At 70.8% G+C, this 24,572-nt stretch carries 18 protein-coding genes and 1 pseudogene; 13 read left to right on the top strand and 6 right to left on the bottom strand.

Annotation, left to right across the window (positions count from 1 at the left end):
* Window positions 1-130: 130 nt before the first annotated feature.
* From WME90_RS08200 to WME90_RS08180, 5 genes are all read left to right on the top strand, one after another.
* Window positions 131-349, top strand: a complete 219-nt coding sequence (locus WME90_RS08200) for a hypothetical protein (protein ID WP_437280526.1) — start codon at window positions 131-133, stop codon at window positions 347-349.
* 81 nt (window positions 350-430) lie between these two features.
* On the top strand, window positions 431-841 hold the full coding sequence (locus tag WME90_RS08195) for a hypothetical protein (protein WP_437280525.1): 411 nt from the start codon (window positions 431-433) through the stop codon (window positions 839-841).
* A gap of 10 nt (window positions 842-851) precedes the next feature.
* The gene (locus WME90_RS08190) at window positions 852-1,322 is read left to right on the top strand and encodes a hypothetical protein (RefSeq protein WP_437280524.1); all 471 of its coding nucleotides are present in this window, start codon (window positions 852-854) and stop codon (window positions 1,320-1,322) included.
* A gap of 172 nt (window positions 1,323-1,494) precedes the next feature.
* A complete protein-coding gene (locus tag WME90_RS08185; RefSeq protein ID WP_437280523.1) occupies window positions 1,495-2,697 on the top strand; it encodes a hypothetical protein in 1,203 nt (400 codons plus the stop codon).
* 260 nt (window positions 2,698-2,957) lie between these two features.
* Entirely contained in the window at window positions 2,958-3,341 is a 384-nt protein-coding gene (locus tag WME90_RS08180; RefSeq protein ID WP_437280522.1) for a hypothetical protein, read from the top strand.
* 4 nt (window positions 3,342-3,345) lie between these two features.
* Here WME90_RS08180 and WME90_RS08175 read toward each other — a convergent pair whose 3' ends face one another.
* Both WME90_RS08175 and WME90_RS08170 read right to left on the bottom strand, forming a co-directional pair.
* Window positions 3,346-4,191: a class I SAM-dependent methyltransferase gene (locus WME90_RS08175; RefSeq protein WP_437280521.1), complete on the bottom strand. Its 846-nt coding sequence runs from the start codon at window positions 4,189-4,191 to the stop codon at window positions 3,346-3,348.
* A 17-nt stretch (window positions 4,192-4,208) separates the two neighbouring features.
* Window positions 4,209-4,556 (bottom strand): hypothetical protein, encoded by a 348-nt coding sequence (locus WME90_RS08170; RefSeq protein ID WP_437280520.1) that lies wholly within the window; start codon window positions 4,554-4,556, stop codon window positions 4,209-4,211.
* Between the two features lie 382 nt (window positions 4,557-4,938).
* Here WME90_RS08170 and WME90_RS08165 point away from each other — a divergent pair, with 382 nt between their 5' ends.
* A complete protein-coding gene (locus WME90_RS08165; RefSeq protein WP_437280519.1) occupies window positions 4,939-6,744 on the top strand; it encodes a hypothetical protein in 1,806 nt (601 codons plus the stop codon).
* Window positions 6,745-7,276: 532 nt separating this feature from the next.
* On the opposite strand, the gene WME90_RS08160 is transcribed toward WME90_RS08165, so the two are convergent.
* Window positions 7,277-7,756 (bottom strand): hypothetical protein, encoded by a 480-nt coding sequence (locus WME90_RS08160; RefSeq protein WP_437280518.1) that lies wholly within the window; start codon window positions 7,754-7,756, stop codon window positions 7,277-7,279.
* 167 nt (window positions 7,757-7,923) lie between these two features.
* Here WME90_RS08160 and WME90_RS08155 point away from each other — a divergent pair, with 167 nt between their 5' ends.
* The 4 genes from WME90_RS08155 (at window position 7,924) to WME90_RS08140 (ending at window position 13,912) form a co-directional block, all read left to right on the top strand.
* Window positions 7,924-8,073 (top strand): hypothetical protein, encoded by a 150-nt coding sequence (locus tag WME90_RS08155; protein WP_437280517.1) that lies wholly within the window; start codon window positions 7,924-7,926, stop codon window positions 8,071-8,073.
* 1,058 nt (window positions 8,074-9,131) lie between these two features.
* The gene (locus tag WME90_RS08150) at window positions 9,132-9,755 is read left to right on the top strand and encodes a DUF6531 domain-containing protein (RefSeq protein ID WP_437280516.1); all 624 of its coding nucleotides are present in this window, start codon (window positions 9,132-9,134) and stop codon (window positions 9,753-9,755) included.
* A 319-nt stretch (window positions 9,756-10,074) separates the two neighbouring features.
* Window positions 10,075-12,987: an RHS repeat-associated core domain-containing protein gene (locus tag WME90_RS08145; RefSeq protein ID WP_437283577.1), complete on the top strand. Its 2,913-nt coding sequence runs from the start codon at window positions 10,075-10,077 to the stop codon at window positions 12,985-12,987.
* Window positions 12,988-12,997: 10 nt separating this feature from the next.
* Window positions 12,998-13,912: a hypothetical protein gene (locus WME90_RS08140; protein WP_437280515.1), complete on the top strand. Its 915-nt coding sequence runs from the start codon at window positions 12,998-13,000 to the stop codon at window positions 13,910-13,912.
* 419 nt (window positions 13,913-14,331) lie between these two features.
* Here WME90_RS08140 and WME90_RS08135 read toward each other — a convergent pair whose 3' ends face one another.
* Both WME90_RS08135 and WME90_RS08130 read right to left on the bottom strand, forming a co-directional pair.
* Window positions 14,332-15,855, bottom strand: a complete 1,524-nt coding sequence (locus WME90_RS08135) for a serine/threonine-protein kinase (protein ID WP_437280514.1) — start codon at window positions 15,853-15,855, stop codon at window positions 14,332-14,334.
* Window positions 15,852-18,212 carry a FecR domain-containing protein gene (locus tag WME90_RS08130; RefSeq protein ID WP_437280513.1) on the bottom strand — a complete coding sequence of 787 codons (2,361 nt, stop codon included), beginning with the start codon at window positions 18,210-18,212 and terminating at the stop codon, window positions 15,852-15,854. Before WME90_RS08130 ends, WME90_RS08135 begins: the two co-directional genes overlap by 4 nt.
* A gap of 155 nt (window positions 18,213-18,367) precedes the next feature.
* On the opposite strand from WME90_RS08130, the gene WME90_RS08125 reads away from it, so the two are divergent.
* Both WME90_RS08125 and WME90_RS08120 read left to right on the top strand, forming a co-directional pair.
* Complete coding sequence (locus WME90_RS08125) at window positions 18,368-20,173, top strand: OmpA family protein (protein WP_437280512.1); 1,806 nt, start codon at window positions 18,368-18,370, stop codon at window positions 20,171-20,173.
* A gap of 24 nt (window positions 20,174-20,197) precedes the next feature.
* Window positions 20,198-22,051, top strand: a complete 1,854-nt coding sequence (locus tag WME90_RS08120; protein WP_437280511.1) for an adenylate/guanylate cyclase domain-containing protein — start codon at window positions 20,198-20,200, stop codon at window positions 22,049-22,051.
* Window positions 22,052-22,143: 92 nt separating this feature from the next.
* On the opposite strand, the pseudogene WME90_RS08115 reads toward WME90_RS08120, so the two are convergent.
* Window positions 22,144-22,401 (bottom strand): annotated as a pseudogene (locus WME90_RS08115) (hypothetical protein); the annotation flags it as partial.
* 671 nt (window positions 22,402-23,072) lie between these two features.
* Here WME90_RS08115 and WME90_RS08110 point away from each other — a divergent pair.
* A complete protein-coding gene (locus tag WME90_RS08110; RefSeq protein WP_437280510.1) occupies window positions 23,073-24,563 on the top strand; it encodes a DUF1592 domain-containing protein in 1,491 nt (496 codons plus the stop codon).
* Window positions 24,564-24,572 lie beyond the last annotated feature (9 nt).

Here is a 24,572-nt window from a genome sequence, read left to right as displayed (position 1 = left end):
TAGCGCGCTCGGCGCCGCCCGGACCACGCTCTTTCGACCCAGGACCGAGCCATCACGACGCTCGCGGTCCCACCCTTTCGGCTTGCTGCGCTACACTTCTTCGCGCTGAGATCCGGCATCTGATGCCTGTGTGTTCGCGCTGGGCTGCGGAGCGCCGCTCGAGAACGATGTGGAGTCGGACGACGAGCTCATCTTCGACTCCGAAGCGGAGGCGTTGCGCTCCACGGAGCAATGCAACACGATCGCCGCGCACCGGACGACGACGGGGGAGCCCGGCTCGTTCACGACGCCCGGCAGCTACGATCCGGCGGGGTGCACCAGGGCCTATCTGATCGATGCCTTCGACTAGGAGGGAACCATCCCCCACGGAGCGCACAACTTCTGCCACGCGGTCACGCCGACCACCGCAGCCGCGTGTCAGAAGCAGCGCATGATGGCGTACGTCTGGAGGAAGAACTCCAATGGGACGACCACGTACCTCGGCTCATCGTCGATCTGGGGCACCTGGAACGCGGGGAACAGCTCGTGTTACAACTTGATCCAGACGCCGACCGTGTTCGGGATCAGTGGAGTCGGCGCTACCACCGACTATCGGTTCGCCCTGTCGGCGCGGACGTACACCACCGCCGGCAACTCGAGCAGCTCCTACACGGTGAATGCCATAAAGTCCGAGTGGCAGAGCCAGTGGTCGCCGCCGACACCTGGCGCGATGTGGAGCTCGTGCGTGACCGCTGGTGACCGCCAGAGCGTGGATACGCACGATGGATCGTCCGAGTCTCGAGGAACTCGAGTCTTCCTGCCATCCGCCGGTCCGTTTGCTTTTCCAGCCCCCCGAGGGTAGGATGAGCGCTATGCGGACAAGCGCCATCGTCGTCGCAGCCTTCCTGGGCCTCGCCTTCTCGCCGCAGCTCGTGACCGACGCCTGCGCGGACGGCGAGGTTCAGCCGAAGCCGAAGTCGAAGGCGACGAAGGCGTCGGTCCTCGCAGCGAAGCAGAAGCTGGAGAAGGCTCGGGACGCGATGCGCGCCCTGGCCGCGACGGCGGCGCCCGAGGGGCTGACCCCGGCGCAGAAGAAGGCGTTCGCGGCCGAGATGACGAAGCTCGCCGAGGACGCGGAGGCGGCCCATGCGGTCGTCAAGAAGATCGACGCGTCGCTCGATCAGGTGAAGGCCGATCTCGACGCGATGAGCGAGATGGGGGAGATGGAGTCCCTGCGGCTCCAGATGGCGATGGACCGCCTGTCCAAAATGATGTCGACGCTCAGCAACCTGCTGAAGAAGATCTCGGACACGGCGAACCAGATCACGCAGAACCTGAAGTAGCGACACGGCTCTGCGGGCGTCGAGGCGAGCGCGGCGATCGTCCTGCGGTCGACCTCCGACGGGCCCTATTGGATGTTGGGCGTGTGCCCGCGGGAGCTCACGGTCTCCCGATCGGCCACGTCAGCATTCCTCGAACTGCGGCAGAGCGTCCGTGATTGTGTACCAGGGCGCCTTGGAGCCGACGAACTGGTGGAACTTCGGCTCGATCCCCAGATCGCTTTCCAGGTTGCCGGCATGGAGTGGACGCGCTGGCGGGGATGGTTCGATGTGGGCTACGCTTCGCCATCGACCGATGGAGAGGCGAAACCTGTGCGGGGCATGCGTGTCGCGCGTTGGAGCCGTGCTGTGCGTCGCGGCCTCGGTGTGCGTGTCGTCCTGCCGTTGCCAGGGAATAGAAGGCGCTCCCGCGCAGGCGAGCAGCCGGGCGGCCGCGACCAGCTCGGGTCCGGCTGCGTCCAAGGAAGCCGAGGTCGCGCGTTCGGGGTGTGTCGAGCTGCCCGAGGGCAGCGTGACGCGGCCAACCCCGCCTGTGATGGGCGTAAGCTTCGAGCCTGACGGCGCGACGATTCGTGTGACGGAGAGCGGTCGCCTCGTGTTCTACGCCGCGACGTCGCTCGAGGAACGCCGCTCGCTCAGGTTTCCGGCAGGTTCTCGCTTCGTCGATCATGGCGAGACGTTTCTCGTCGGCGAGGACCGTCGCTATTGGATCGGGCATGTCGCCTCGGGCACGTTTTCCGATCCGATCGAGGCCACCAGCGCTGGGCAGATCCAGATGTCACCGAGCGGAGCGTGGCTGGCTGTCCGTCACGAGTCCGACGACAACCTCGAGCTGTCCGTCTACGAAGTGAAGACGCGGCGCTGGCGCCGCATCTCCGCCGCTGCGCCGGCCCTCGGCCCCATGAACTTCTGCGGGCTGTCCGAGCGCCAGGCGAGCTGGTGTCCCGTTCACGCTCCCGGCACCTTGTTCCAAGACCTGGTTTCGGGAGCGCTGACGGCGCCGGAGAGGTCGAGTGTCCCCGTCACCGCGTGGAGCGCGGTGCTTCTGCGCGGCACCGCGCGGGACGGCGGTCGGAGCAGGACGGCCGAGCTGGGGAAGAGCGAGATCCAGATCGTGGGGCCCGGGCCAGCACGTCGGGTGGACGACGCGGGGAATGGACCTGCGTCGATGGTGCTGACCTGTCAGGCAGCGAACCGCGCGCTGGTGCTCCGCGACACCACGCGGCAGATCGAGATGCGCACGCTGCCCGACTGGCGCCCGCTACGCGTCTGGTCGGGCGCGGCAGAGCTTGCGGCCTGCTCCGCGGATGGCAAGCGCGTGGCGTGGGTAACGTCGTGTGACGGGCAGTCGATGCTCGTCTCCGCTCGCGTTCCATGAGCGAAGCGTAGTCGTCGGAGCGTTGGTCGATGACGCCGGATCGCAAGGCGAGGAAGTGTGTTCGGCGTGCTGACCCGCATCTTCGTCGAGAGCGTGGAGCGGTTCTACGAAGAGCGCGCCGCGCGCCGAGGCGCGTGCGGCGCGGTCAAGAGCGGCGCGGTGACCGTCGTGCAACGCACGTCCGGCGACGTGCGGCTCACTCCGCATCTGCACGTGGTCTTGCTCGACGGGGCTTATCACGAAGATGGCACCGAGCTCGTGTGGAACGAGCTCGGCTCGATGGCTTCACCTTGCACGCAGCGACGCGCGCGGGTGCGCTCTCGTGCACGTACCAGCAGGAGTGCGGCACCGGGCGCTCGTGCACGTTCCGCTTCGACGAGGCCGCCTCCGACGCCGGCCGGTACGAGTTCCTGTGCGACGGCGACCGCGGCACGAAGGAGGCCGGCGAGCTCCTGTCCGACGGCGGCTCGGCGGCGGAGTGCAAGACGGCGAACGTGATCTGCCAGGGCGGCTCGTGCAGCGACGCGACGCTGCCCCGCAACTGCACGTGGCTGTGCCGGAACGACGGCGACTGCACGGCGGCGGCGCCGCACTGCCTCCCGCAGACGTTGGGCGCGACGACGATGAACGTGTGCAGGCGCTGAGGTTTCAGGCGCGCACGAGCAGCGCGTAGCCGAGCATCGTGCGCAAGGCCTCTTGCGCGCGGCGCGGCAGCAGCGCCTGGATCGGGCGGAACCAGATCGGCCACGGGACCTGGCGCCCGATGTTCTCGCCCTCGACGACGAGGTGGCGGGGCTCGGTCCAGCGCCAGCCGTGGGCCGCGTAGAACGCGGCGGGGTCCCGCGCGCCGTCGCGCATCGGCGCGTTCTTGAACTTCACGCCGCGCGCGCGCACGGCGCGGTTCAGGAACGGCGCGCTGAAGTCGACGATCCACGACTCGATCGCGGCCTGCGCGTGGACGTCGTCGGCGAGCTTCGCGACGTCCTCGAGCGGCAGGTACGTCAACACGCCCTCGGTGAGGACGATCGCGCGCCGCGCCCGGGCGACGCACTCCGCGAGCGCCGCGCGCCGCGCGTCGTCGACGGACAGGTCGGCGGCGATGCGCGCGAGGCGGCAGCGCGGCGTCTCGCCCGCGAGGCGGTCCTCCTTCAGCGCGACGATCTTCGGCATGTCGACCTCGACCCACGAGAGCGACGCCGGCAGCGTCATCCGGTACGGGCGCGTGTCGAGGCCCGCGCCGAGGTTCACGACGGTGTCCACCTCGCGCGCGATCGCCTCCTGCAGGTAGCGGTCGATCACGACGGTGCGCACTACCGTCATCCACTCGAACTGCTCGGCGCCCGTCATCTTCCGCGCGAGCTCGCGCCCGCGGTCGCCGGCGAGCCGGCCGGCGAGCGGGTCCTGGAAGAGCGCGCCGGCGCGCTCGGTCTCGCGCGCGCGGTAGGCGGCGATCCACAGCGCGGTGTCGGAGACGTCGGCGATCCCGGGATCCATGCGCGCAGGGTACGGCGTCAGCCGTTCACGGAGAAGCGCACGTCGACGACGTTCTCGAAGCCCCTGACCTTGCGCAGACGGCGCAAGAGCTCTTGCTTGCGCAGCGCGACCTCCTGCATCTCCGACGAGGACTTCACCAGTGACGAAAGTCCCTTCGGCGGCCCGTTGGGGTTCTCGATCGGCTCGCCGTCGCGCCCGCCGACCACGCCGTGAAGCGACGCCGGCAGGGTCGCGGCGTCGTTCACCACGAGGAGATCTCCCGGGCGGACGCCGCCGGGGCCCTCCAGAGCCGGCCCGCTCGAGCTGCAGGCGGCAGCGAGCAGACCAAGAACAATGGTGCGCGACAATGAAGGTCGAATGGGCATGATCGTCCCCATCAAGAGCAAATCGTGAGTGCGGGGCCGTGGGAAGAGGAGAGCGCGGTGCCGAGGATGCTGGTGGCGATGAAGGCCGCCAGTCGGCGGAGCGACGTTCTTTGCACGCGAATTTCAACCATGAAGCGCGAGCGGTGGCGCTGGAATTTGACGTTATTGTATGAGAAGCTCCCACTGTGACAGCTTCGTGCTGCGGGGCGGGGCAGCCTTGACATGGCGGATGGCGCGAACTCCTTCTGTGCGCATGGCAACTCATCGCAAAGACGGGATCGCGGGCGGCGCCGGGCGTCGAGGGGCTCCGGCGCACAGGTACCAGGGCCGCGCGGCCCGCATCGGGAGATCAGGCTGGTCCGGGCTGCTGAGGTGCATGGTCATGGCCGGCGCCCTGGCCGAGAGCGCGTGCAGCTCGGATCCGGACCCCGGGGGGGCCGGAGGAACCGGCGGCATGGCCTCGTCCAGCGGGAGCGCGGGAGGCGAGGGCGCAACCACGGCGACCGGCGCGGGGGGAACGGGGGGTGGAGGCGAGATCACGCCGGTCATGCCCGATATCCACCCCGAGGTGTTCGGCACGTTCGACACGTCGGAGCTGACGGTGTTCGCGTTCAGCCAGGTCGAGGTGAACGAGGCGGATCCCCAGGTGATCGAGCTCGCCCCGGACATGGTGCCGAGAGCGTGGCAGCGCTGGCGCGATACCGGGATCCAGGCCGACGACTATGACGCCGAGTACCTGGCGAGCTGCCACGAGCGCGGCACCCGCTTTGTCGCGGGCAGCACCGCATCCATCGTTTTCGAAGACGAGGTCGACAGCGAGGAGCAGTTCCAGGAGCAGACCACGCGCAACGCCGCGGGCGAGCTCGTCGCCCACGACCAGATCGTGCCAGGCGCCCACCGGTCGAGCATGGCGTCCCCGAGCTACCGGGCGCGGCTCATCGAGATCGGCAAGCTCCAGATCGACCTCGGCGTCGACGGGCTGAACTTCGACGAGATCAACGGCGGTTACGGGGGCGCGGAGTACGACGGCAACGAGGGGTTCGACGACCACCATGTCGCGGACTTCGGCAACTACCTCTGTCGCAAGCACGGCGGCCGTCCGGACGGCTGGCAGCAGGGGTTCGATCTCCTCCCGGAGGACGGGCTCGACTGCGCAGGAGCGCCCGAGACCGCCGGGAGAGGCTTCGATTTTCGCGGCTACCTCCAGCGCGTGAACGCCACGGCGAAGCCCTTCGACAGCGGGAACAAGCTGCTCGTCGAGGAGTGGGGTCGGACCGTGGGAAACCGTCCAGACCCGCAGCTCGGGACCTTCGTCGAGGTCTATCCGGCGCTCGTCTACTGGCAGGAGGTGGTGCTCGAGCTTCGCCGCTATGCGCGCGAGCAGCACGGCCGCGAGATCTTCATCTCGTCGAACGGCATCGTGCCGTTCGTCGACCTGCAGAGCGTGGGCCTGTACGACTGGAACATCGACGGCGATGGCCCGCGCGGCATGAACTGGGTGCCTGTCGTGGAGGGACACCTCGACGGGACCGTGTCGTTCCAGACAGCCCTGCGGGGGCTCAAGGCGCGCTCGAAGCGCGTTCAAGAGCTCGTCGGCGGCAAGGAGGTCCCCCTGATGCTGTTCCTGGACTGGCCCAATGACATGATGAACCGCTACTACGGGCTCTCGCTGGAGGAGCGGAAGGACTACTTCCGCGTCTTCGCCGCCGAGGCCTACGCGAACGGCCTGTACTTCGCCCTACCGCTGCACACGACAACGGACGAGAACACGGCGACCGCGCTCGAGATGATGGAGTTCTTCGCGCGCTTCCGCGACTTCTACAAGTCCCACGAGGAGCTGTACCACGGAGCGACCGACCTCCCAGGGCCTGCGACCCTCTCCTTCGAGGAGTGCGCGTCCGCCGAGCAGCCCGAGGCGTGCGCGGGCGAGAAGAAGATGAGCCACAACCTCGTGCGGCTCGCGGACGGCCGCACGGTGCTCCACGTGATCAACCACGAGTACAGCGCAGGCGTGGTGGAGCAAGAGGGGCTGACGGTGAGCTTCCCCATGGACGCGAGCCCGACGCAGGTCACTGTCGCGTCGATCGACTTCGAGGAAGATCGCGTGGTGCCCTTCTCGTACGAGGACGGCGTGGTCACGGCGGAGATCGGGGCGCTCCCGGCCTCCGTCGCGATCGTCGCCGAGTGAGCGGGGCAGCGCGTCGTCGGGAGCCTCCTCGCCGCGCAGCACCGCGGCGACGTTCGGGGTGATCGCGCCGCGGATGGCGCGGCCGGCGAGCGCGGCGTACAGGATCGGCGGGTCGCCGGCGAATGGCGAACCAGCCGCGCGGCGCGCGGCGCACCTCGGCGGGCACCACGAAGGCCGGCTCGGGACAGAGCGCGAGGGCGCGCAGCCGGGCGGTGAGCCGCTCGTCCTGCCGCACCGCCGGGTTGCCCAGGCCGACGTACTCGCAGAAGCGGTAGAACGCCTCCTCGAGGCACAGGCCGGCGCCGTGCTCGCGCCAGTCGAGGGCGGCGGGCGACTCGAGGAAACAGGCGGCCAGCGGCCTTCGGCCGCATCCAGACCCTAGCGTTCAGATCCGATAAGGTCGATTCCATGACCAAGGAGCCGCTCTGCGGATCCTCTCCGAGCTTGAGCTTGACGGCGTGTGCCAGGCGATCGAAGCCCTGGCGCATGTCGAGCGGCTCGGTGCACACGAAGATGCGAACGCCAGCCGCGATCATGAGGCCTCCAGAACGTCGAGCAGGCGCCGCAGGCCGTCGGCATCGAATGACGCTGGCACTCGGAGACAGCGGCCCCGGCCGAGCTCCAGCTCGAACCGCGCGTCCGCTGGCGCGGACTGGATCTCGATCAAGCCGGCGCGATCCCCAGCCACCGGCACCGCGGCAGCCAGCTGGGCCTGCTTCGACGCGCGCGCCCGCTTCGGCGACTGTCTGCGCTCGAGCGCAGGCGCAGAGGCCTTGTCGTCGCGCGCCAGCAGCCACTTCCAGTACATCAGCGTGCGTGGGTTGATGCCGAGCTCGCCGGCGAATTCGGCCGCCGTCAGCCCGCTGTCACGCCGACCCCGATCGGTGATGCCGCGGGCCCTTATCGGCGGGCGATGCGGCGGAAGAGGACGCCGCGTTGGGCCACACCGGAGCCGCCCTCGGCGGCGAAGCAGGCGGAAACTACGAAAATCGCTGCTGTTTCCAGCGACCACTCGCTATCGACCGGTTTCTCTGGCGGGACGATTTCGCGGGGGCGAACCGTCGCGATCCGTCGCATCCCCGGGGATTGGGGGAGGGCGTGACGACGGATCGCAGCCCGTCGGAAGGCGTGGGCCCAACCCGGGCCCAAGCGTCAAGCCTCGGGCCTGGGGAGCTCGCCGTGACCGAACCGTCGCGTCGGGCCGCGGTGGTCGCCTCGCTCGCCAGCACCCTGAGCCGCGCCGTCTCCCTTGGGGATGAGGTGGCGGCCCGGGTCGTTCACGAGGCGATCGGTCGCCTGCTCGGGCTGCCGGTGGCACCGAAGCGGTGAGCAAGCTTGGACGAACGTGGAGGTCGCCGCTCGCGTCGGCTCGCTACCGGAGCCTTACCGCTCGCCATCGCCCACGGGCTCTGCTGAGATCGCCCGCGTGCAGTGGTCGCAGCCGATAAGCAGTCACCGGTCGGACGGGCTGATCCGAGGGCGGCGGTGGCAGGCGCCGATCACTTTGCCGGTCTCGAGGTCGCGCGCAGCGAACAGCGACGTCTCTCCGTGGCGTTCATAGTCGTGGGTGCGCTGCTTTTACGTGCCCGGAGCGCATAGGAAGCAGCTCGAGCGCGCGCCCCGGGCACGCATCGAAAGATGCACTGTTCGCGCTCGTCTATCCAGGGATTGCGAATCCTAGGTTCGTGGCACGTCTGCCCAGCCTCGACGCGGAGCTCCCGAGCCACATGACCGACGAGGCCGCCAAGGCGTGGATCGCCAAGCTAAGGCAACAGATCACGTGGCTCACGGCGGACGACCTGGCGAGCACCATCGCCTTCACGGTCGGCCTCCTGCGGCACGTCAACCTGCCGCACATCACCATCATGCCGCCCCAGCAGGTGTGGCCGGCGCCGCCCGCGCGTTGCCCGTGCTCGCGGAGGCGGCCTCGTCCTCGATGCTGTTGCCCAGCGCGATGGCATGCCGCGCGCCATGCGGAACGCTCTCGAGCAGGCCGGGTGGCGAGATCCGCCCGCGAACCGCTCCCCGTGGTCGCGGTACACACGAGCCTCTTCTCACGATCCGGCGTGAGTTCGTGCAGGTCACCGCGCCCTGGCCAGCTTCAGCTCCTTGTTCTTGAGGGCGACCTGCGCGAGCAGAACCGGCCGTAGTACAGCTCCCAGACGTCATCGGCCGCTCTCCTCGCGCCCAAGGGCGACGGCGCGGCCGAGGGGGCCGGCGAGCGAGGCAACCGTGGCGGCCCGCAGTGACGGGGCCATCGGCGCCAGCTCTCCGGGTCCCCGGGGCTCGCCGGCTGGGCTGAGATCCTTGCCTCCTGGAGCCCTCGCTGAGATCATTCCGCCATGGCGCGCACGGCTCCTGTACCGAATATCCCTGCCATTCCAGGAATGAACCCCGGCGTGTTCGTCATGGGCGGCGGCGCGGGCGGCGGAGGAAGCGGGGGGAAGGGCGGTGGCGGGAAGGGCGGCGATCAGGGAGCCGGCGGCGGCAATGGGGGCAAGGGCGCCGGCGGCGGCGGAAAGGGCGCCCCGGACTACGAAAAGCACCCCGAATGCGGGTACGCATCGCATCCAGTCGACGTTGTCACCGGACGGGCGTTCACCTACCCGACCGTGGACGTGCATCTGCCAGGGCCCCTGCCGCTTCTCTTCCGGCGAATGTACTCCACGACCATGGCGGCGCGGGACACGGGCCTTGGCTTCGGCTGGGGTCACACCATCGGCTGGGAGGTCGAAGTGCGCCGGCGGAGCCTCGTCGTTTGGAACGAACAAGGCATGCCCGTCGAGTTCCCCATGATCCGGCCGGGAGACGAGGTCGTAGGCCCCTTTGGCTGGGCGCTCCGCCGAGAGGCCTGGGGGTTCGTGGTCGATGCAAATGACGACGTGTACCGCACTTTCTCCGAGCGCGACGAGCCCGGTCTCCGATATCGCCTCAGCGCGATCGAGGACCGGAACAAAAAATCGAATCACGATCACATATCAACAGGGCAAGATCGCGTCGATCATCGATAGCGCCGGGCGGAGCCTGCATGTCCGCACGACCCCTGAAGGGCGCATCGCCTCGATCGAGACGAAGAACGCCGTGTCCGGAGGCGCATGGCTCACCTTCGCGACATATCGGTATGACGGGTACGGGAACCTCGTGGAATGCAGGGATGCGGACGGCTTCTCCTCACATTACGAATACGACGAAGATCACTTGCTCACGAAGGACACGGATCGCGCCGGCCTGACGTTTTATTTCGTGTATGACGGGCACCGGCGCTGTATCGAGTCATGGGGCGAGTACCCCGGCCAGCGCGATCTGAGCCTGGCGGAGGGCCTGCCGCGGATGCTGGCGGACGGCCGGACACGGGTCAAGGGCATCAGTCATTGCAAGATGGAGTACCTCGACGACGGGTACAGCGAGGTCGCAGACTCGGCGCGCGTTCGACGGTTCTTCGGTAATGAGCACGGCCTACTCGACAAACGCGTAGAAGGGCCAGGCGTGATCAGTTGCACGTACAACGCCGCCGGTCACCTGACCAGCCGTAGGGACGAGCTCGGAGGAACGACGGTTTACGAGGTGGATGCCCGCGGTCGGCTCACGCGGCTCACGGATCCGAAGGCGCGCAGCACCTGCATCGTGCGCGGCGCTTACGGCCTGCCTGTCGAGATCGTTGATCCTGCGGGCGGCATCACGCGGATCGAGCGGGATCAGCGGGGCAACCCTGAGTTCGTCGTGGACCCCACGGGCGCGACGACGTCGTACCGTTACGACGAGCGTGGACTTATTAAGGAGATCATCAATTCACACGGACACTCCACGCGCTTCGACTACGACGCGCACGGCAACATGACTGCGGTCTTCGAGTCGAGCGGCGCAGTCACCCGGTTCGGCTACGACGCGCTGGGGCGCAGGACGTCGGTGATCGATCCGCTCGGCGCGGTCGTCCGCTTCGCCTATTCAGGCCGGGGCGATCATGTCGCGACCTACGACGAGCTGGGCGGTGTGACGCAATACGCCTACGATGGTGAAGCCAAGATGACGCAGGTCACTTGGCCCAGCGGGCGCGTCCGCTCGTGCCGGTGGGGAGGGTACAACAAACTCTGTGAGATCGTGGATGAGGCAGGCGGAGTCACGCGCATGCTCTACGATCTCGACGGGCTCGCGGTGGCGCTCGTCAATCCGAAGGGAGAGACGCACCACTACGAGCACGACGCGAGCGGCCGGCTCGTCGCGGAGGTAACCTTCGATGGCGTGCGGAGGAGGTATCGCCGCGATCTCGCGGGGCGGCTCGTCGCCGTCATCGGCGGGACGGGGGAGATCATGGAGTTCGTCCGCGATGCCTCCGGCATGGTCGTTGAGCGGCGCTACGCCGACGGTACGACAGAAGCGCTCGAGTACGATGAGTGCGGAGATCTCGTTCGGGCCGTCGGCGCGGACGTGGAGGTTCAGTTTCAGAGGGACGCCGCGGGGAGGATCCTGCGCGAAACGCAGCTGGTGCGCGGAGAGCCGCTCACGGTCGCGCGCGGGCGAGAAGGTCACGCGCACGTAACGATGACATCGCTCGGTCACGCGATCGCGATGACGGAAGGGCCAAATGCCTTTGTGCGCCGCTACCGCCTGGGTGAGGCACACGAGGTCGAGAGCCGCTCGGACGTTTACGGGCGCGAGGTAGAGCGGGTTTTACCCGGAGGGGGACGGCTGGAGAGCGTGTTTGACACGATGGGCCGCCTCGCAGAGCGGCGAGCGCGTAGCCCCTTCACGACCCCCGCCGTCGGGCCAGGCCACCCGGAGTGGGTCGGCTCGCGGGATGGTGGGCTCTCCGTGCGCCGAGTCCACCACTACGCGCTCGATGGCCACATGGGGGCGGACTGGGATCTGCGCCACGGGCAGACCCGGTACGAGGTGGATGCGCTCGGACAGCTCCTCTGCGCCGCTCGCGAGGGAGGCCGAGAGGATCGTTACGCGTACGATGCCACGGGCAACATCGTCCGCGCCGGGAGCTCGAACTCGGTTTTCGAGCGAGGCAACCGCCTCGTCGAGCACGGCAGGACACACTACCAGTACGACGACGTAGGTCAGCTGATCGAGAGGTCCGTCGTCGGCGATGACGGCGCGAAGCGGGCCTATCGATATACCTGGAACCCCGCCGGCCGTCTGAGCAGCGTCACCTGTCCGGATGGAGTGGTGGTGCAGTTCCTTTATGACCCCCTCGGCCGTCGCCTCGAGAAGCGTGTGTTCGAGGCACCGCCGCCGGGAGCGAGGGGCGCGTGCCGCTCGACCACCAGGTTCCTGTGGGATGGCGCGGCGGTCATACAGGAAATCAAGCGCTCGGCCGACGATCTGGGCAACCCAGTCGTCGACGATCGGAGGTACTGGGTAGCGGGAGATGGCCCCGTCGTGCTCGCTCACCGCGATGTGCGCTGGGACGCCCGCGGCGTGGCCGCTGGCGAGTGGGTGCACTACGTGAACGATCCGAACGGAGCGCCGACCCACCTCGTGGACGCTCGCGGCGCCGTCGTGGGTGAGCTCTCGCGATCCGCGCTGGGCAGGACGGTGCCCGCCCCCGGTTCCAAGGTACGCACAGCTGTTCGCTTCGCGGGTCAGTACGAGGACGAGGAGACGGGCCTCCACTACAATCATTTTCGCTATTACGATCCAGACACGGGCCGGTACCTGTCGCACGACCCCATCTCGCTGCGCGGCGGACACAACGTGTACCGCTATGTGCGAGATCCCAACACGATGACGGACCCGCACGGCCTCGTTCCCTGTCAGTGTGTCATGATAACCAAGAACGGGCCCCCCGAGCGGCTCGTGGGGCAGGACGCCAACGGCAGCAACCTGTACGCGTGGAGGCGCAACTCTGGCGGCAGCCCGCAGAACGTTCACCCGGACATCTCGAACCACATTCCCCCCGCGGGCCAGCTGCCCCAGGGCTCGACGGCGAGCCCTGATCAGCGAGGGAAATGCGCGGAGCCGGCAGCGCTCACCGATTATCGCAATTGGCTCGCGAAGCAGCCGAACCCCGGCAATGCGACGATGTTGAGCCGGGTCCAACAGGGGGTCGTCGCCGTTGTACCCATGAACAAGGGCGGCCCGACCTCGGGGAGCTACAAGGCACCGTGCGACTTCTGCGGTCCGACCCTGAACAACATGGGATTGTCGAACCAGGTCACGACGCCGCAGGCCGCCGCGCAGGCCATGCCCCAAATCGCCCCAATGTTCACAGTCCAGAACGTGCCCGTGTTCCGCTGACAGGCCACCTATGCAACCTTCCCTGCCCCTGCACCTGTTTTCCCCTCGCGCTCAGCAATTCCTCCTCTCCGCGGAGCGCGACGACAGCGGGCGCGATCCCGAGAGCGTCGCCCGCCGACTGGCCGAGTGCCATCGACCGCTGTTCGCTGCGGCTATCGACTTCGAGCACCTCTACGGCGGGCTGTCGTGGGGCGAGGACACGCTCGGGATCACCTATGACGAACCGATGCGCGACGAGAACGATCCGCTTGACCTCGATGGCACGATGGTGCCGATCGGCAGCGAGGGGGTCTGCGGCCTGTTCATGAACGAGGCGGGAGAGGTGATCACCCAGCCTAACGTCAAGAGCGCCTCGATTGAGAAGTTCATCGAGCAGCGCGCGTTGCTCTCGGCCGCGGAAGCGCATCGCGCATACCGGGTCAAGGTCCGCCCCGCAACGGGCGACGCCCTCGCGGCGTCGCTCGGTCTCACCGTCGTGTCCGAAGCGACCGACGCGTATCAGGCCTACTTCGCTTCTGGCGGCGTGCTCCTGCGCCACTACCTGCAGCCGGAGGTGTACGAGGCGCGTGCGGATCTCGTGTTCGCCCCCTCGCTCGAGCACGTCGCGGCGATCCTGGAGTCGGCTGCCCACGTGGTCGGATCGCCCCGCGTGAGCGTCCACCGCGTGGGGGCGAGGGTGGTTCCCGTGTCCGCCGATGAGGCGTCGAGCATCCCTCCTACGGGCTCGTGGAGCGCCGCCCCAGATTCCATCCGTTTTGATTACGGCGACGAGGACGACCACCACGATGGTACCGTCTGGCTTATCGGCGCGCGCGGCTCGCGACGGATCGAGCAGTACCAGATGACCGCCGAAGGACGGCTGCTCAGCTGGACCACCTACGAGGATGGGAAGGCGACCTTGCGGCTCCCGTCTGGGTCGCCGTGATCCCACCTCGGCTCGCGGCGGCCGAGCGGAAACCGTCACGGTTCCGCGCCCACCAATCCCGTCCCGTCGCGAGCCCTCCGGCCCCGCCACCCCGCGGCGTCTTCCACGGATCGTCCTAGTAGAGGGTTTTCGGATTCAGGAGCCGGTCCTGCATATCGGTAGAGGGCACCGCCATGCTCGACCCCGACATGGGTGGCACGATCTAGCTCCAGTCCGCGTAGACGGGCCGCTGGCGCTGCCGCCGCAGACTGTGGAGTGAACGCGACGCCTTTGACGACGCGGCGGCGGAGGGCGCCCCGTTGGGCCACACCGGAGCCGCCCTCGGCGGCGAAACAAGCGGAAGCTATCAAAATCGCTACTATTTCCGGCGACCGCTCGTCATCCACCGGTTTTTCTGGCGGGATTTCTGACCCCGGAACCTAGCGCCCCCGGCGCACGACCCGCGCGATCTTGCGAGACAGCGCGTCCGGCGCGACCGGATAACGCGCCACGTCCGCGGCGCCCGCCGCGACGAGCGCGTTCATCCGGTCCGAGGAGAGCCCCGCCGCGCACACGACGGCGCGCACGACGGGCGCCGCGCGGCCGAGCTCCTCGAGCAGCGCACACGCGGCGTCCACGTCGGCGCCGGCGTCGATCACCGCCACGCCGAGCCCCGCCTCGACAAGCGCGGCGGCGTCCGGCACCTCGGCGAGGTGGATCCCCTGCGCGTCGAGCCCGATCTCGCACGCCTCGCTGAGCCCCTGGCCCGCCGGCGCGAGCCGGAGCAGCGCGACGGCGCGCTCCGGCACGGGCGCGAGCTGCGCGGTCTCGCCGTCCGGCCAGGCCTGCGCGCGCTCCGTCCGGTCGCCGAGCGGCGCGTCCGCCTTGCGCGCGGGCAGCCGCCGAGCCTCGGCCTCCCGCGACATCGCCTCGTCGAGCCGCGATCGCGCCGCCGCGGCGCTCTCCGGGCGCTTCTCCGGCAGCTTCGCCAGGAGATCCAGCCGGAGCCGCTCCAGGAGCGGCGGGACCGGCGGAGCCCCCGGCGGCCGGAGGAGCGGCGGCGGGATCGAGAACATGTGCATCGCCATGAGCTCCACCGCGGGGAGACCGACGAACGGCGGCGTTCCCTGCAACAGCGCCGTGAGAATGCAGCCGCACGCGTACAGGTCGGTGCTCGGGCCCACCGCGAGCGAGCGGCACTGCTCGGGGCTCATGTACTCCGGCGTGCCCGCGACCATGTCCTTCGAGGTGAGCGTCGGCCCTGCGTCGAGCGGGTCGTCGAGGTGCGCCAGGCCGAAGTCGACGACCTTGGCGACGCGCTCCCCGTCCTGCTCGGTGAGCAGCACGTTCTCCGGCTTGAGGTCGCGGTGGACGACGCCGCACGCGTGCGCGGCGCCCACGCCGTCGAGGATGTCCGCGAAGAGGGCCGCCACCTCCGCGAGCGGCAGGAGCTCGCGCGACGCCCGGAGCCGCGCGCCGAGCGACTGGCCCTTGAGCAGCTCCATCACGAGGTAGATCAGCCCCTCGCCGCCTTCCTCGTCGCCCCCGAGGTCGAGCACCTTGACGACGTTCCGGTGCACGAGCCGCGACGCGGCGCGCGCCTCGCGAAAGAACCTCCGCCGGCTCTCCGGCAGGATCGCGATGTGCGGGTGCATCGTCTTCACCGCGACCGGAACGCCGAGGAGCACGTGCTCTGCCTCGTAGACCTCCCCCATCCCGCCCGCGCCGAGCAGCCGCACGAGGTTGTATTTCCCGCCAAGGACGCGCCCGACGCCCGTCCGCTGCGACGAGCCGGCGCCAGGCTCATCCGAGGGCATCGTCTCCGCGGCCACGAAGCGGTCGGCGGGCACGCGAGCAGCGGGCGCGGGTGCGTGTGCGTGTCGATCGCGCGCCCGCTCGCCCTTCATCACGGTGCGATCGGGGTCCCCGCCCGGCGGCCGGCCCTCGTCGTCGCCCGCGCTCACGGCGGCGCCTCGCGGAAGCCCAGCGCGACCTGCGCCGTCACCTGCCCTTCGCCCGCGTCGCGCCACGGGCTCACCCGCACCGACAGCGCCCCGAAGAGCGCGCCGCCCGCCTCCGCGCCCGCCGACAGCGCGCCGAGCACCTCGTCGGCCCTGCTCTCCCGGTGGACGAGGTGCAGATCCAGCGCGCCGTGCAGCCGGAGCCACGGCACCGGGTCCGCCGTCGCCCCCGCCAGCAGGAAGCCCTGCACCGCCGGCGTGGCCGGCTCACCGCCGCCCGCCGCGCCGCTGCCCGCGCCGTCGCCCCCCGCGGCCCCGTCGCCGCTGCCCGCGCCATCGCCCGAGAGCCGGATGCGGGCCCCGGTATCGACCACCCACGTGAGCCGGCCCACGGCGCCGCCGAGCGCGACCCCGGGCTCGACGCGGACGGGCGGGCTCCCGTCGGCCATGGGCACGCCCAGGCGGAGCGTGGGGCCGAGCTCGAGCTCCGAGCGCCCGAGCCGCAGGGCGCGCAGGCGCGCGCCGAACCAACCGGTGCTGCCCACGCCCACGCCATCGCCGGCCGGGTTCGATCGGAGCGCGACGTCGAGGCCCAGCGGGCCGACCGCGCCGCTCGCGCGCACCTGCCCCGCGGCGACCCAGCCGCCCCCGGAGCGCGTCGCGGCCGCGCCCACGGCGGCGACCGAGGGCGGCGTCGGCGCGAGCCAGAGCACGTCGGCCACGCCGGACATCGGGAGGAGCGGGAGGTACGCGCCCAGCACGGGCGCGGCCGGGGGCGCAGGCCGCGACGCCGCTGCGTGCGCCGCCGGCGCGGCGGGCAGCTCGGCGTCGCTCGTGCCCAGCACGCCGCCGCGGCTGTCGGCGACGTCGAGCCGGACGCGCAGCGGCTCGCCGGGGCGCACCGCCTCCCGGGGCAGCGGGATCCGCGCCGTCAGGGCGCCGCCGCCCTCGACGCCGGCGAGCTCGACCGCGCGCACCCCCCCCGGCAGGTGGGCGAAGAGCCGCGGCGCCACACGCCGCGCCACGTCGACCCCGGCGAGCCCTTCCAGCTCGACCCGGGCCTGGATCGCCAGCCCGCTCGGCGTCGCCGCACCCGCGGCCCGGATCGCGGCGCCCACCTTCGTGTACCGGACCGGGAGCGACGTCACCGCCTCGGGCGCGGCGCTGCCCCGCTCGCGCAGCCGGAGCGCGCGCGGGGCGCGCTGGAGCAGATCGATGCGCTCGGGGACGGGGCCGAACGGGCCGTCGTCGAGCGAGAGCTCGAGCGCGGCAGACGGCGTGAGCTCCACGATCCCGTACGGGTTCGCGGTGATCTCCTGCGCCGCCGGCACGACGCCCCCGGCGGCCCGCGCGGCGACGAGGTGAAACGTGCGCACCGCGCCCACCCCCAGGTACTCCTCGCGATCGATGACCCGGACCCGGAGGAAATAAGCGCCGGCCGGCATCTTCTCCGCGCGGAACGACACGATGTCCGGCTTCACCTCCTCGCGGGCGATGAGGTCGTTGAACTCCGCGTCTCGCGCGACCTCGACCCGGTAGCCGGCCGCGCCCGGCGCCGGCTTCCACGACGCCGACAGGAGGCCGAGCCCCTCCGGGGCGAGCGCGATCCGCGCGGCGTCCGCGGTCGCCCACTCGGGCGGCGGCGGCAGCGGGCGCGGGCGCGCGGGCGGCGACTTGCCCACGAACCGGGTGCCGTGGTCCTTCGGGACAACGACGGAGAGGCCGCCCGAGGTGACGCCCGCCTTGCCGTCGAACACAGCGACCGTCGTCCGCTCCCCGCGCCGCTGCACCACCGTGTCCCGCGACGCCGCGCTCACGCGGCCGCCCCCGCTCGTCTCGACCTCGACCGACTGGCCCCGCAGCGCGGCCAGCGCGGCCTTCACCTCGCCGTCCGCGAGCTCGACGGCCGCGGGCGGCGTCTTCGACACCCGCGCTCGGCTCGCCGTGCCGTAGATGACGACGAGCGTATTCGGCGCGAGGAGCACCCGAGTCCGATCCACAAACTCGATATCTGCCCGCCCCTCATCCAGCGTGTTGACGCTCGAGTTCGTGAGGAGGGGCATCCCCGGCGCCGCGGGCGACCAGGCGCCGCCGGACGGGCGCGCGCGCACGTCCGGGCGCATCGACCGGATCTTCGCGTCGGGGATCGACGTCACCTCGGCCGGGAGGACCAGCGTGAGCCCCTCGGCGAGCGTCGTGCCCGGGCCGCACGCGACGCGGTTGTACCGCTGGATCAGCGCTGCGTGCTTGGGCGAGCCGTAGACGACCGCCGCGATGTCGTCGCAGGTCTCTCCGCGCTGCACGCCCCATTGAATGACCGCCTCCGGATATCCGGGCGTCGGCTCTCTGGCGCTCGACACGCCGACGTATCCAACGTGGATCGCAACGTGGCTGGCACAGCCGAGGAGCACCGCGATAGCGACGGACTGGCCATTTGACGATGCCACGCCAGCGGCACGCTACCGGATCGAGATCGGCGTTGCAAGGGACCAGGCAATGGGATACGAGCAGACCGATGGCGTATTGGTCGGCGCGCGGCATCGCGCCCCTCCTGGCCTCCCCGCTGCTCGTCGCCGCGGTCCTGGCTTCCATGCCCGCCGCGGCGCAGGAGGCGACAGCGCTCGACAGGCTCGCTCCCGCGCCGGCAGGCGACGGGCTATCCACTGTCCCTTCTGCCGGCGTATCGGGGGAGCTCAGGACGGCGGTCGGACTTCTGCTCTCCTATTCTCATCAACCGCTCAGCTTGCGCGGGACAGCGCCTGCCGGATCGGTGACGTGGGTGGGCCGGCAGGCGATCCTCCACGCGCTCGCGAGCGTCGAGCTCGTGCGCCGGATCAAGCTCGATCTCGACGCGCCGTTCGTGCTGGATCAAGGCGGCGCGTCCGGCTCGCTCGGGGGCATCCGCGTCACGGCGCCGAGCGGCGGCGCCAAGATGGCCGATCTTCAAGCGGGAGGAAGGGTGACGCTCCTGCCCCAGGAGGGGCTCCGGCCGGCGGCGGCGCTCGGGCTCTCCGTCTGGCTGCCGACCGGCGACGACGCCGCGTTCGCCGGCGCGGGGGGCGTGCGTTATGCGCCGCGGGTGATCGTGGGGGCCGAGCAGCCGGGCTTCCTCTGGTCGGCCTCGGCGGGAGGCCGGTTCCAGGAGGCCTCGGCGGAGAGCCTGACGGGCAGCGAGGTCCTCATCACCGCGGGCGCGGCCGTCCGCAGGGGCCCGCTTCAGTTCGGGTCGGAGCTGTCCGTCTGGGCCGCCGCCGGCGAGGCGTCGGCGCTTGAGGTCCCGGGCCGCGCGGGGGCCGAGCTCCTGCTCACCGGGCGCTGGTCGCTCGGCCCGCTCACGCTCGACGCGGGCGCGGGCCCCGGCTTCGGGCGGCTGCCCGGCACGCCGAAGGCGCGCATCTTCGCGGCGCTCGGCGTCGCCGCGGACGTCGTTCCGTCGGCGCGTCCCGCCGCCCCCTCGGCCGTCGTCGGCGCGTCCACAAAGACGGAGGGCGGCCGCGGCGTCGCGCGGGCTGCGCCCCCGGCCGTCGCCGACTTCGACGGGGACTCGGTCCCCGACGCGGAGGACCTGTGCCCCCGGGTCATCGGCGAGGCGCGCCGCCCGGTCGCGGCAGCGGGCGCCCGGCCGGCGTTCCGGCGCGGCTGCCCGCCCGACCGCGACGACGACGGGATCTACGACGTCGACGATCGCTGCCCGGACGTGCCGGGGATCAGCAGCGCGGCCGCCGACGAGGGACCTGGGAACGCGGCGTCCCGCCCCTCGTCGGCAGCACCAGCGAACGCGGCGTCCCAACCCACGTCGAAACACGGGTGCCCCGCGGACACGGACGGCGACGGCATCCCCAACGCCGCGGACGCCTGCCCCTACGAGCGCGGCAAGCCGAGCGAGGATCGAGCGACGCACGGCTGCCCGTTCGCGGTGCGCATCGAGGGCTCGCAGATCGTCATCCTGCAGCAGGTCCAGTTCCCGACGGGCAGGGCCGAGATCGAGCCGGAGAGCTTCGAGCTGCTCACCGAGGTCGCGGCCGTCCTCGAGGAGCACCCCGAGATCGCCCGGGTCGCGGTCGACGGCCACACGGACAACCAGGGCTCCGCCCAGGCGAACCTGAGCCTCTCGCAGCGCCGCGCGCTCGCCGTCGTCGCGTGGCTGACCGCGCACGGCATCGACGCTCGCCGCCTCGAAGCGCGCGGCTTCGGCGCGCGTCGCCCCCTCGCCGACAACCGCACAAGCGACGGCCGGGCCAGGAACCGCCGGGTGGAGTTCCAGATCCGCAGGCGCACCGACGAGGGCGCGGCCGGCTGGAGGGACGGGCCCCTTGAGTGACGCATCGCGCGCAGAGGCCTCCGCGTGAGGGCGTTCTCGCTCAAGACGAAGGCGATCGCGCTCTTCGCGGCGATCGCGCTCGTCCCCGTGGCCGTCGCCGTGCCGCTCCTCGCCGACGTGAACCGGCGCGCCGTGCGGACCTCCGAGGAGATGTTGCAGGCGGCGATCCTCTCCGAGGTGGCCTCGGCCTCGATCCAGCTCGTCCGGGATGTCGAGAGCGATGCCGTCGCGGCGGCGGCCATCTTCGGCCACGCCGCGGGCGGCGCCATCCGGGACGAGGACGCGGTCGCGTCGGTGCGCGCCCTCATCGCGACGCGCGCGCTCATCGACGCGGTGCGGCTCGAGGTGCCCGACGCGGGGATCAGCACCGTGATCCGCAAGGCGTCGACCAGCGCGGATGTCCCCGCCGCGCCGGCCGCGCTGCGCCGTCTCGCCGACGAGCGCGGCGTCGGCTTCGGCGTGATCGGGCCGGCCCGGGGCCTCCTCGTGGCCCGCGTGCGTCCCGCCGGCGGCGCTGGCGCCGCGCCGGGCGCCGACGCTGGCGCCGCGCCGGGCGCCGACGCTGGCGCCGCGCCGGGCGCGGACGCCGGCGCCGCGCCGCCGCCTCCGCCGGGCGGCCCTGCCGGCTACGTGGTCGCCGAGGTGGCGCTCGACATGCTCGGGCGCGACCTCGAGGAGATCGCCGGGCGCCGCTTCGGCGGCCGCGTTGTGCGCCTGCTCATCGCGGGCCACGACCGCCAGGCGATCGCGGCGTTCGGGGTGCCGGGCGTCGCGCCGGGCGGCGACGTCTCGTCCTTGCCCATCTGGCGCAACCTCCCCCCGGGCGCGGGGTTGAACGACAGGATCAGCGTGCTCGCCCCGCACGACGACGGCGGCCAGCGGATGATCGGCGCCATCGAGACGGTGCCCGACCTCGGCTGGGCGGTCGCGATCTGGCGCCCGGAGCCGGAGGCCTTCGCCGCGCTCGACGAGATGCGGCGCCGCGGCCTCGCCGTCGCCGCGGGCGCGCTCGTCCTCGCGCTCGCCCTCGCGCTCGTCACCGCCCGCCACGTGACGCGCCCGATCCTCCACCTCGTCGCGCAGGCGCGCCTCATCGGCGCCCGGCGCTGGCGCGAGATCGCGCTCGGCGACGCGCTGCGCGGGCGGCGCGACGAGATCGGCGAGCTCACGACCTCGCTCGGCCGCATGGCCCAGGATCTCGAGCAGGGCGAGGCCGACATCGCCCGGGAGGCGAAGCTCCGCGGCGATCTCGGCCGGTTCATGGACAAGGCCGTCGTCGACGCGATCGTGCGGGGCGAGCACCCGCTCGCCCTCGGCGGCAAGCGGGCGACCGTATCGGTGCTCTTCGCCGACGTCGTCGGCTTCACGCCGCTCGCCGAGTCGCGCGACGCCGAGCGGATGGTCGCGCTCCTCAACGAGCTCTTCTCGATGCTCACCGAGATCGTGTTCCGGCACGGGGGCACGGTCGACAAGTTCATCGGCGACTGCGTCATGGCCGTCTGGGGCGCCCCGATCGCGCAGGAGGATCACGCGCGCCGCGCGCTCGCGGCCGCGGAGGACATGATGCGCTTCCTCGAGACGGCGAACGAGGAGTGGCGAGAGCGGTACGACATCGAGATCCGCCTCGGCGTGGGCGTGAACTCCGGCGAGGCGATCGTCGGCAACATCGGCTCCGACAAGCGGATGGAGTACACGGTGATCGGCGACGTGGTGAACGTGGCCTCGCGGCTCGAGGCGATCGCGGCGCCGAACCAGGTGCTGGTCTCCGAGGCGACCCGGGACCTCGCCGGCGACGCCTTCCCGCTGCGCGCGCTGGGCGAGCGCAACCTCACGGGGCGCAAGACGACAACGGCCGTGTACGCGCTCGATCCGGACTGAAGGGGGCACGGCGCGCCAACCCGGGGGTGGCAGGGAATTCCCCTGCCCTGCCGGAACGACGGAACCGCCGAGGCGCCAAGATCCTTGTGTTTTTATGGCGCCCTCGGCGCCTTGGCGGCTCCAACGTCGGCCCGGTACACGCCCCCATTTCCCCAGTGCATGTAGGCGCGGCCGTCGTCGACGAGGACCGTCGGGTCGAGGTTTCGCCATGAATGGTCTGCCGGACCGTCGGTATCGGCCATGTAGATGAGCGAGATCCCCCGTGCCTCCTTGAACGGCCCTTCCGGCTTCTCCGCGACCGCGACACCGATCGAGATCCCATCACCGGACTGGCCGCCCTCCACCAGCGTGTAGAAGTAGAACTATCGACGCCGCGCGGCAGACGCACCTCGCGCAATCGCGGTGGCCGGCGCCCGCCCTCTTGACGCGGCGCTCCGGAGGAGCTCGCCAGCCCTGTCCTCCCCCGGCCTGGCGGAGTTGCGCGGACCGGTCGATTGGGGTTGATCTCGGCCATGTGATCGTTCACATTTGGCTCAGGGGCCATCCTTCTGCTTCGCGCATGGGCGGGTCGCCCCGCGCGCTGCGGCCTTCGTCGTTCGATCGATTTTCGCCGATTCTTGCGCCGGCTTCATTCGCTCGCCCCCCCGCGGAAGCGATGGTTGAGCGATGGTGCTTGGCGTTCTTACCGAGGGTGAGCCACCAGAGGACACCACAGACCTCGCCGGTTCCATCGCCGTCGAGAAATTCTGGGGACGGTCCGTCGGCTCACCCCGTTGCCTCATCGGAGAGCAGAATGAAGAAGCCATCCTGGCACGAGCTCCGTTCCTCAAGAGAAGTCGCCGCCGTTTGCGCGCTCGCGTTCGTGGCCGCGTGTACTGGCGCGCTGGGTGATTCGACGGAGGGCGCTGGGTCATCCTCTGCCGGGGAAGGAGATGGGTCATCCTCTGCCGGGGGAGGAGATGAAACGCCGACGGGCTCGGACCCGCCGCCGTTCCAGCCCGCGGCCGGGATGCTGCGCCGTTTGACGAAAACGCAGTTCCGCAACGCCGTGCGCGACGTGTTCGGCGTCGAGGTCGACCTCCATGAGCTCGACGACGACAGCTGGAATGGAAACTTTGCGACCATCGGCGCCGCGACCGTCGTGACCTCGGAGCGAGGCGTCGAGCAGTACCACACGGCCATCGAGAGCGCCGTCGACGCGGTGTTCGCGGATTCCGCGAGGCGAGACCGGTTCATCGGCTGCACGCCCAGCGGCGCGGAGGGCGACGCTTGTGTGCGCGGCTTCCTCCAGGCGCTGGGGCTTCGAGCGTGGCGCCGTCCGCTCGAGGCCGCCGAGCTCGACCGGCTCGCGGCCGTCGCCACGAAGGCCGCGACCGAGCTCGAGAGCCCCGTCGAGGGGGCCCGCTGGGCGACGGTGGCCCTCTTCACGTCTCCGAACTTCCTGTATCGCCCCGAGCTCGGAGCCCCGAGCGCCGACGGGTCGCTTCGCTTGACGGGCTACGAGATGGCGTCCCGGCTGGCGTTCCTTGTGTGGAACAGCCTGCCAGACCAGGAGCTGCTCGATCAGGCCGCAAGCGGGGAGCTCGGGACGGTGGACGGGATCCGCGCCGCGGCGACGCGGCTGCTCGACGCGCCCGCCGGGCGCGAGGCGGTCGGCGCCTTCGCCGAGGAGTACATGCGGCTCGATCGGATCAGCACGCAGGCGAAGGACTCGAAGCTCTTTCCGGAGTACAGCCCCGCGCTGCAAGCGGCGATGGTCCGCGACATGCGAGGCACCTGGGAGGTGCTCGCGTTCGACGATCGAGCGAGCGCGCTCGACCTGTTCTCGACAACGAAGGCCGTCGTCAACAGCGACCTCGCCAAGCTCTACGGCCTCGACGCGGCCGGCCTCGGCTCGGGCGCCTTCGAGGTCCGCTCGTTGCCCGCGGACGGCCCGCGCATCGGGATCCTCAGCAAAGCGGGCTTCCTCTCGCAGTTCGCGAACCAGAAGGAGGGCTCTCCCACCTTGCGCGGCAAGTTCATGCGTGACGCCCTCATGTGCACGCCCATCCCGCCGCCCCCCGGCGACGTCGCGCTAGAGCTCCCGGAGCCGCCCGCGGACAAGCCCCTGACGAAACGCCAGCGGCTCGAGATCCACCGGACCGAGCCCGCCTGCGCCGGCTGCCATGGATACATGGATCCGCTGGGCCTACCGCTCGAGACCTTCGACGCGATCGGCCGCTTCCGCACGACAGACCACGGCCTGCCGATCGACCCGAGCGGCGAGTTCGACGGGCAGCCGGTCGCCGACGCGCGCGCGCTCGGCGTGACCCTCAGCGCGGACGCCTCGGTCGCGGAGTGCCTCGTCCGCAAGTACTACACGTACGCAGCGGGCCACGAGGAGAGAAAGGTGGATGAGCGCGTGGTGAACGCGCTGACCGCTGCGTTCGAAGGGTCGGGGTACAAGCTGCGCGAGCTGGTCCTCGACGTCGTGACGAACGACGCCTTCTCGTCCGTCGCCCCCCAACCCTGATCGCAGGTA

It is taken from the genome of Sorangium sp. So ce375 (assembly GCF_051473855.1).
GTDB lineage: Bacteria > Myxococcota_A > Polyangia > Polyangiales > Polyangiaceae > Sorangium.
The sequence above is the reverse complement of the archived record's forward strand: the minus strand, read 5'-3'. Positions and strand labels throughout refer to the sequence as shown.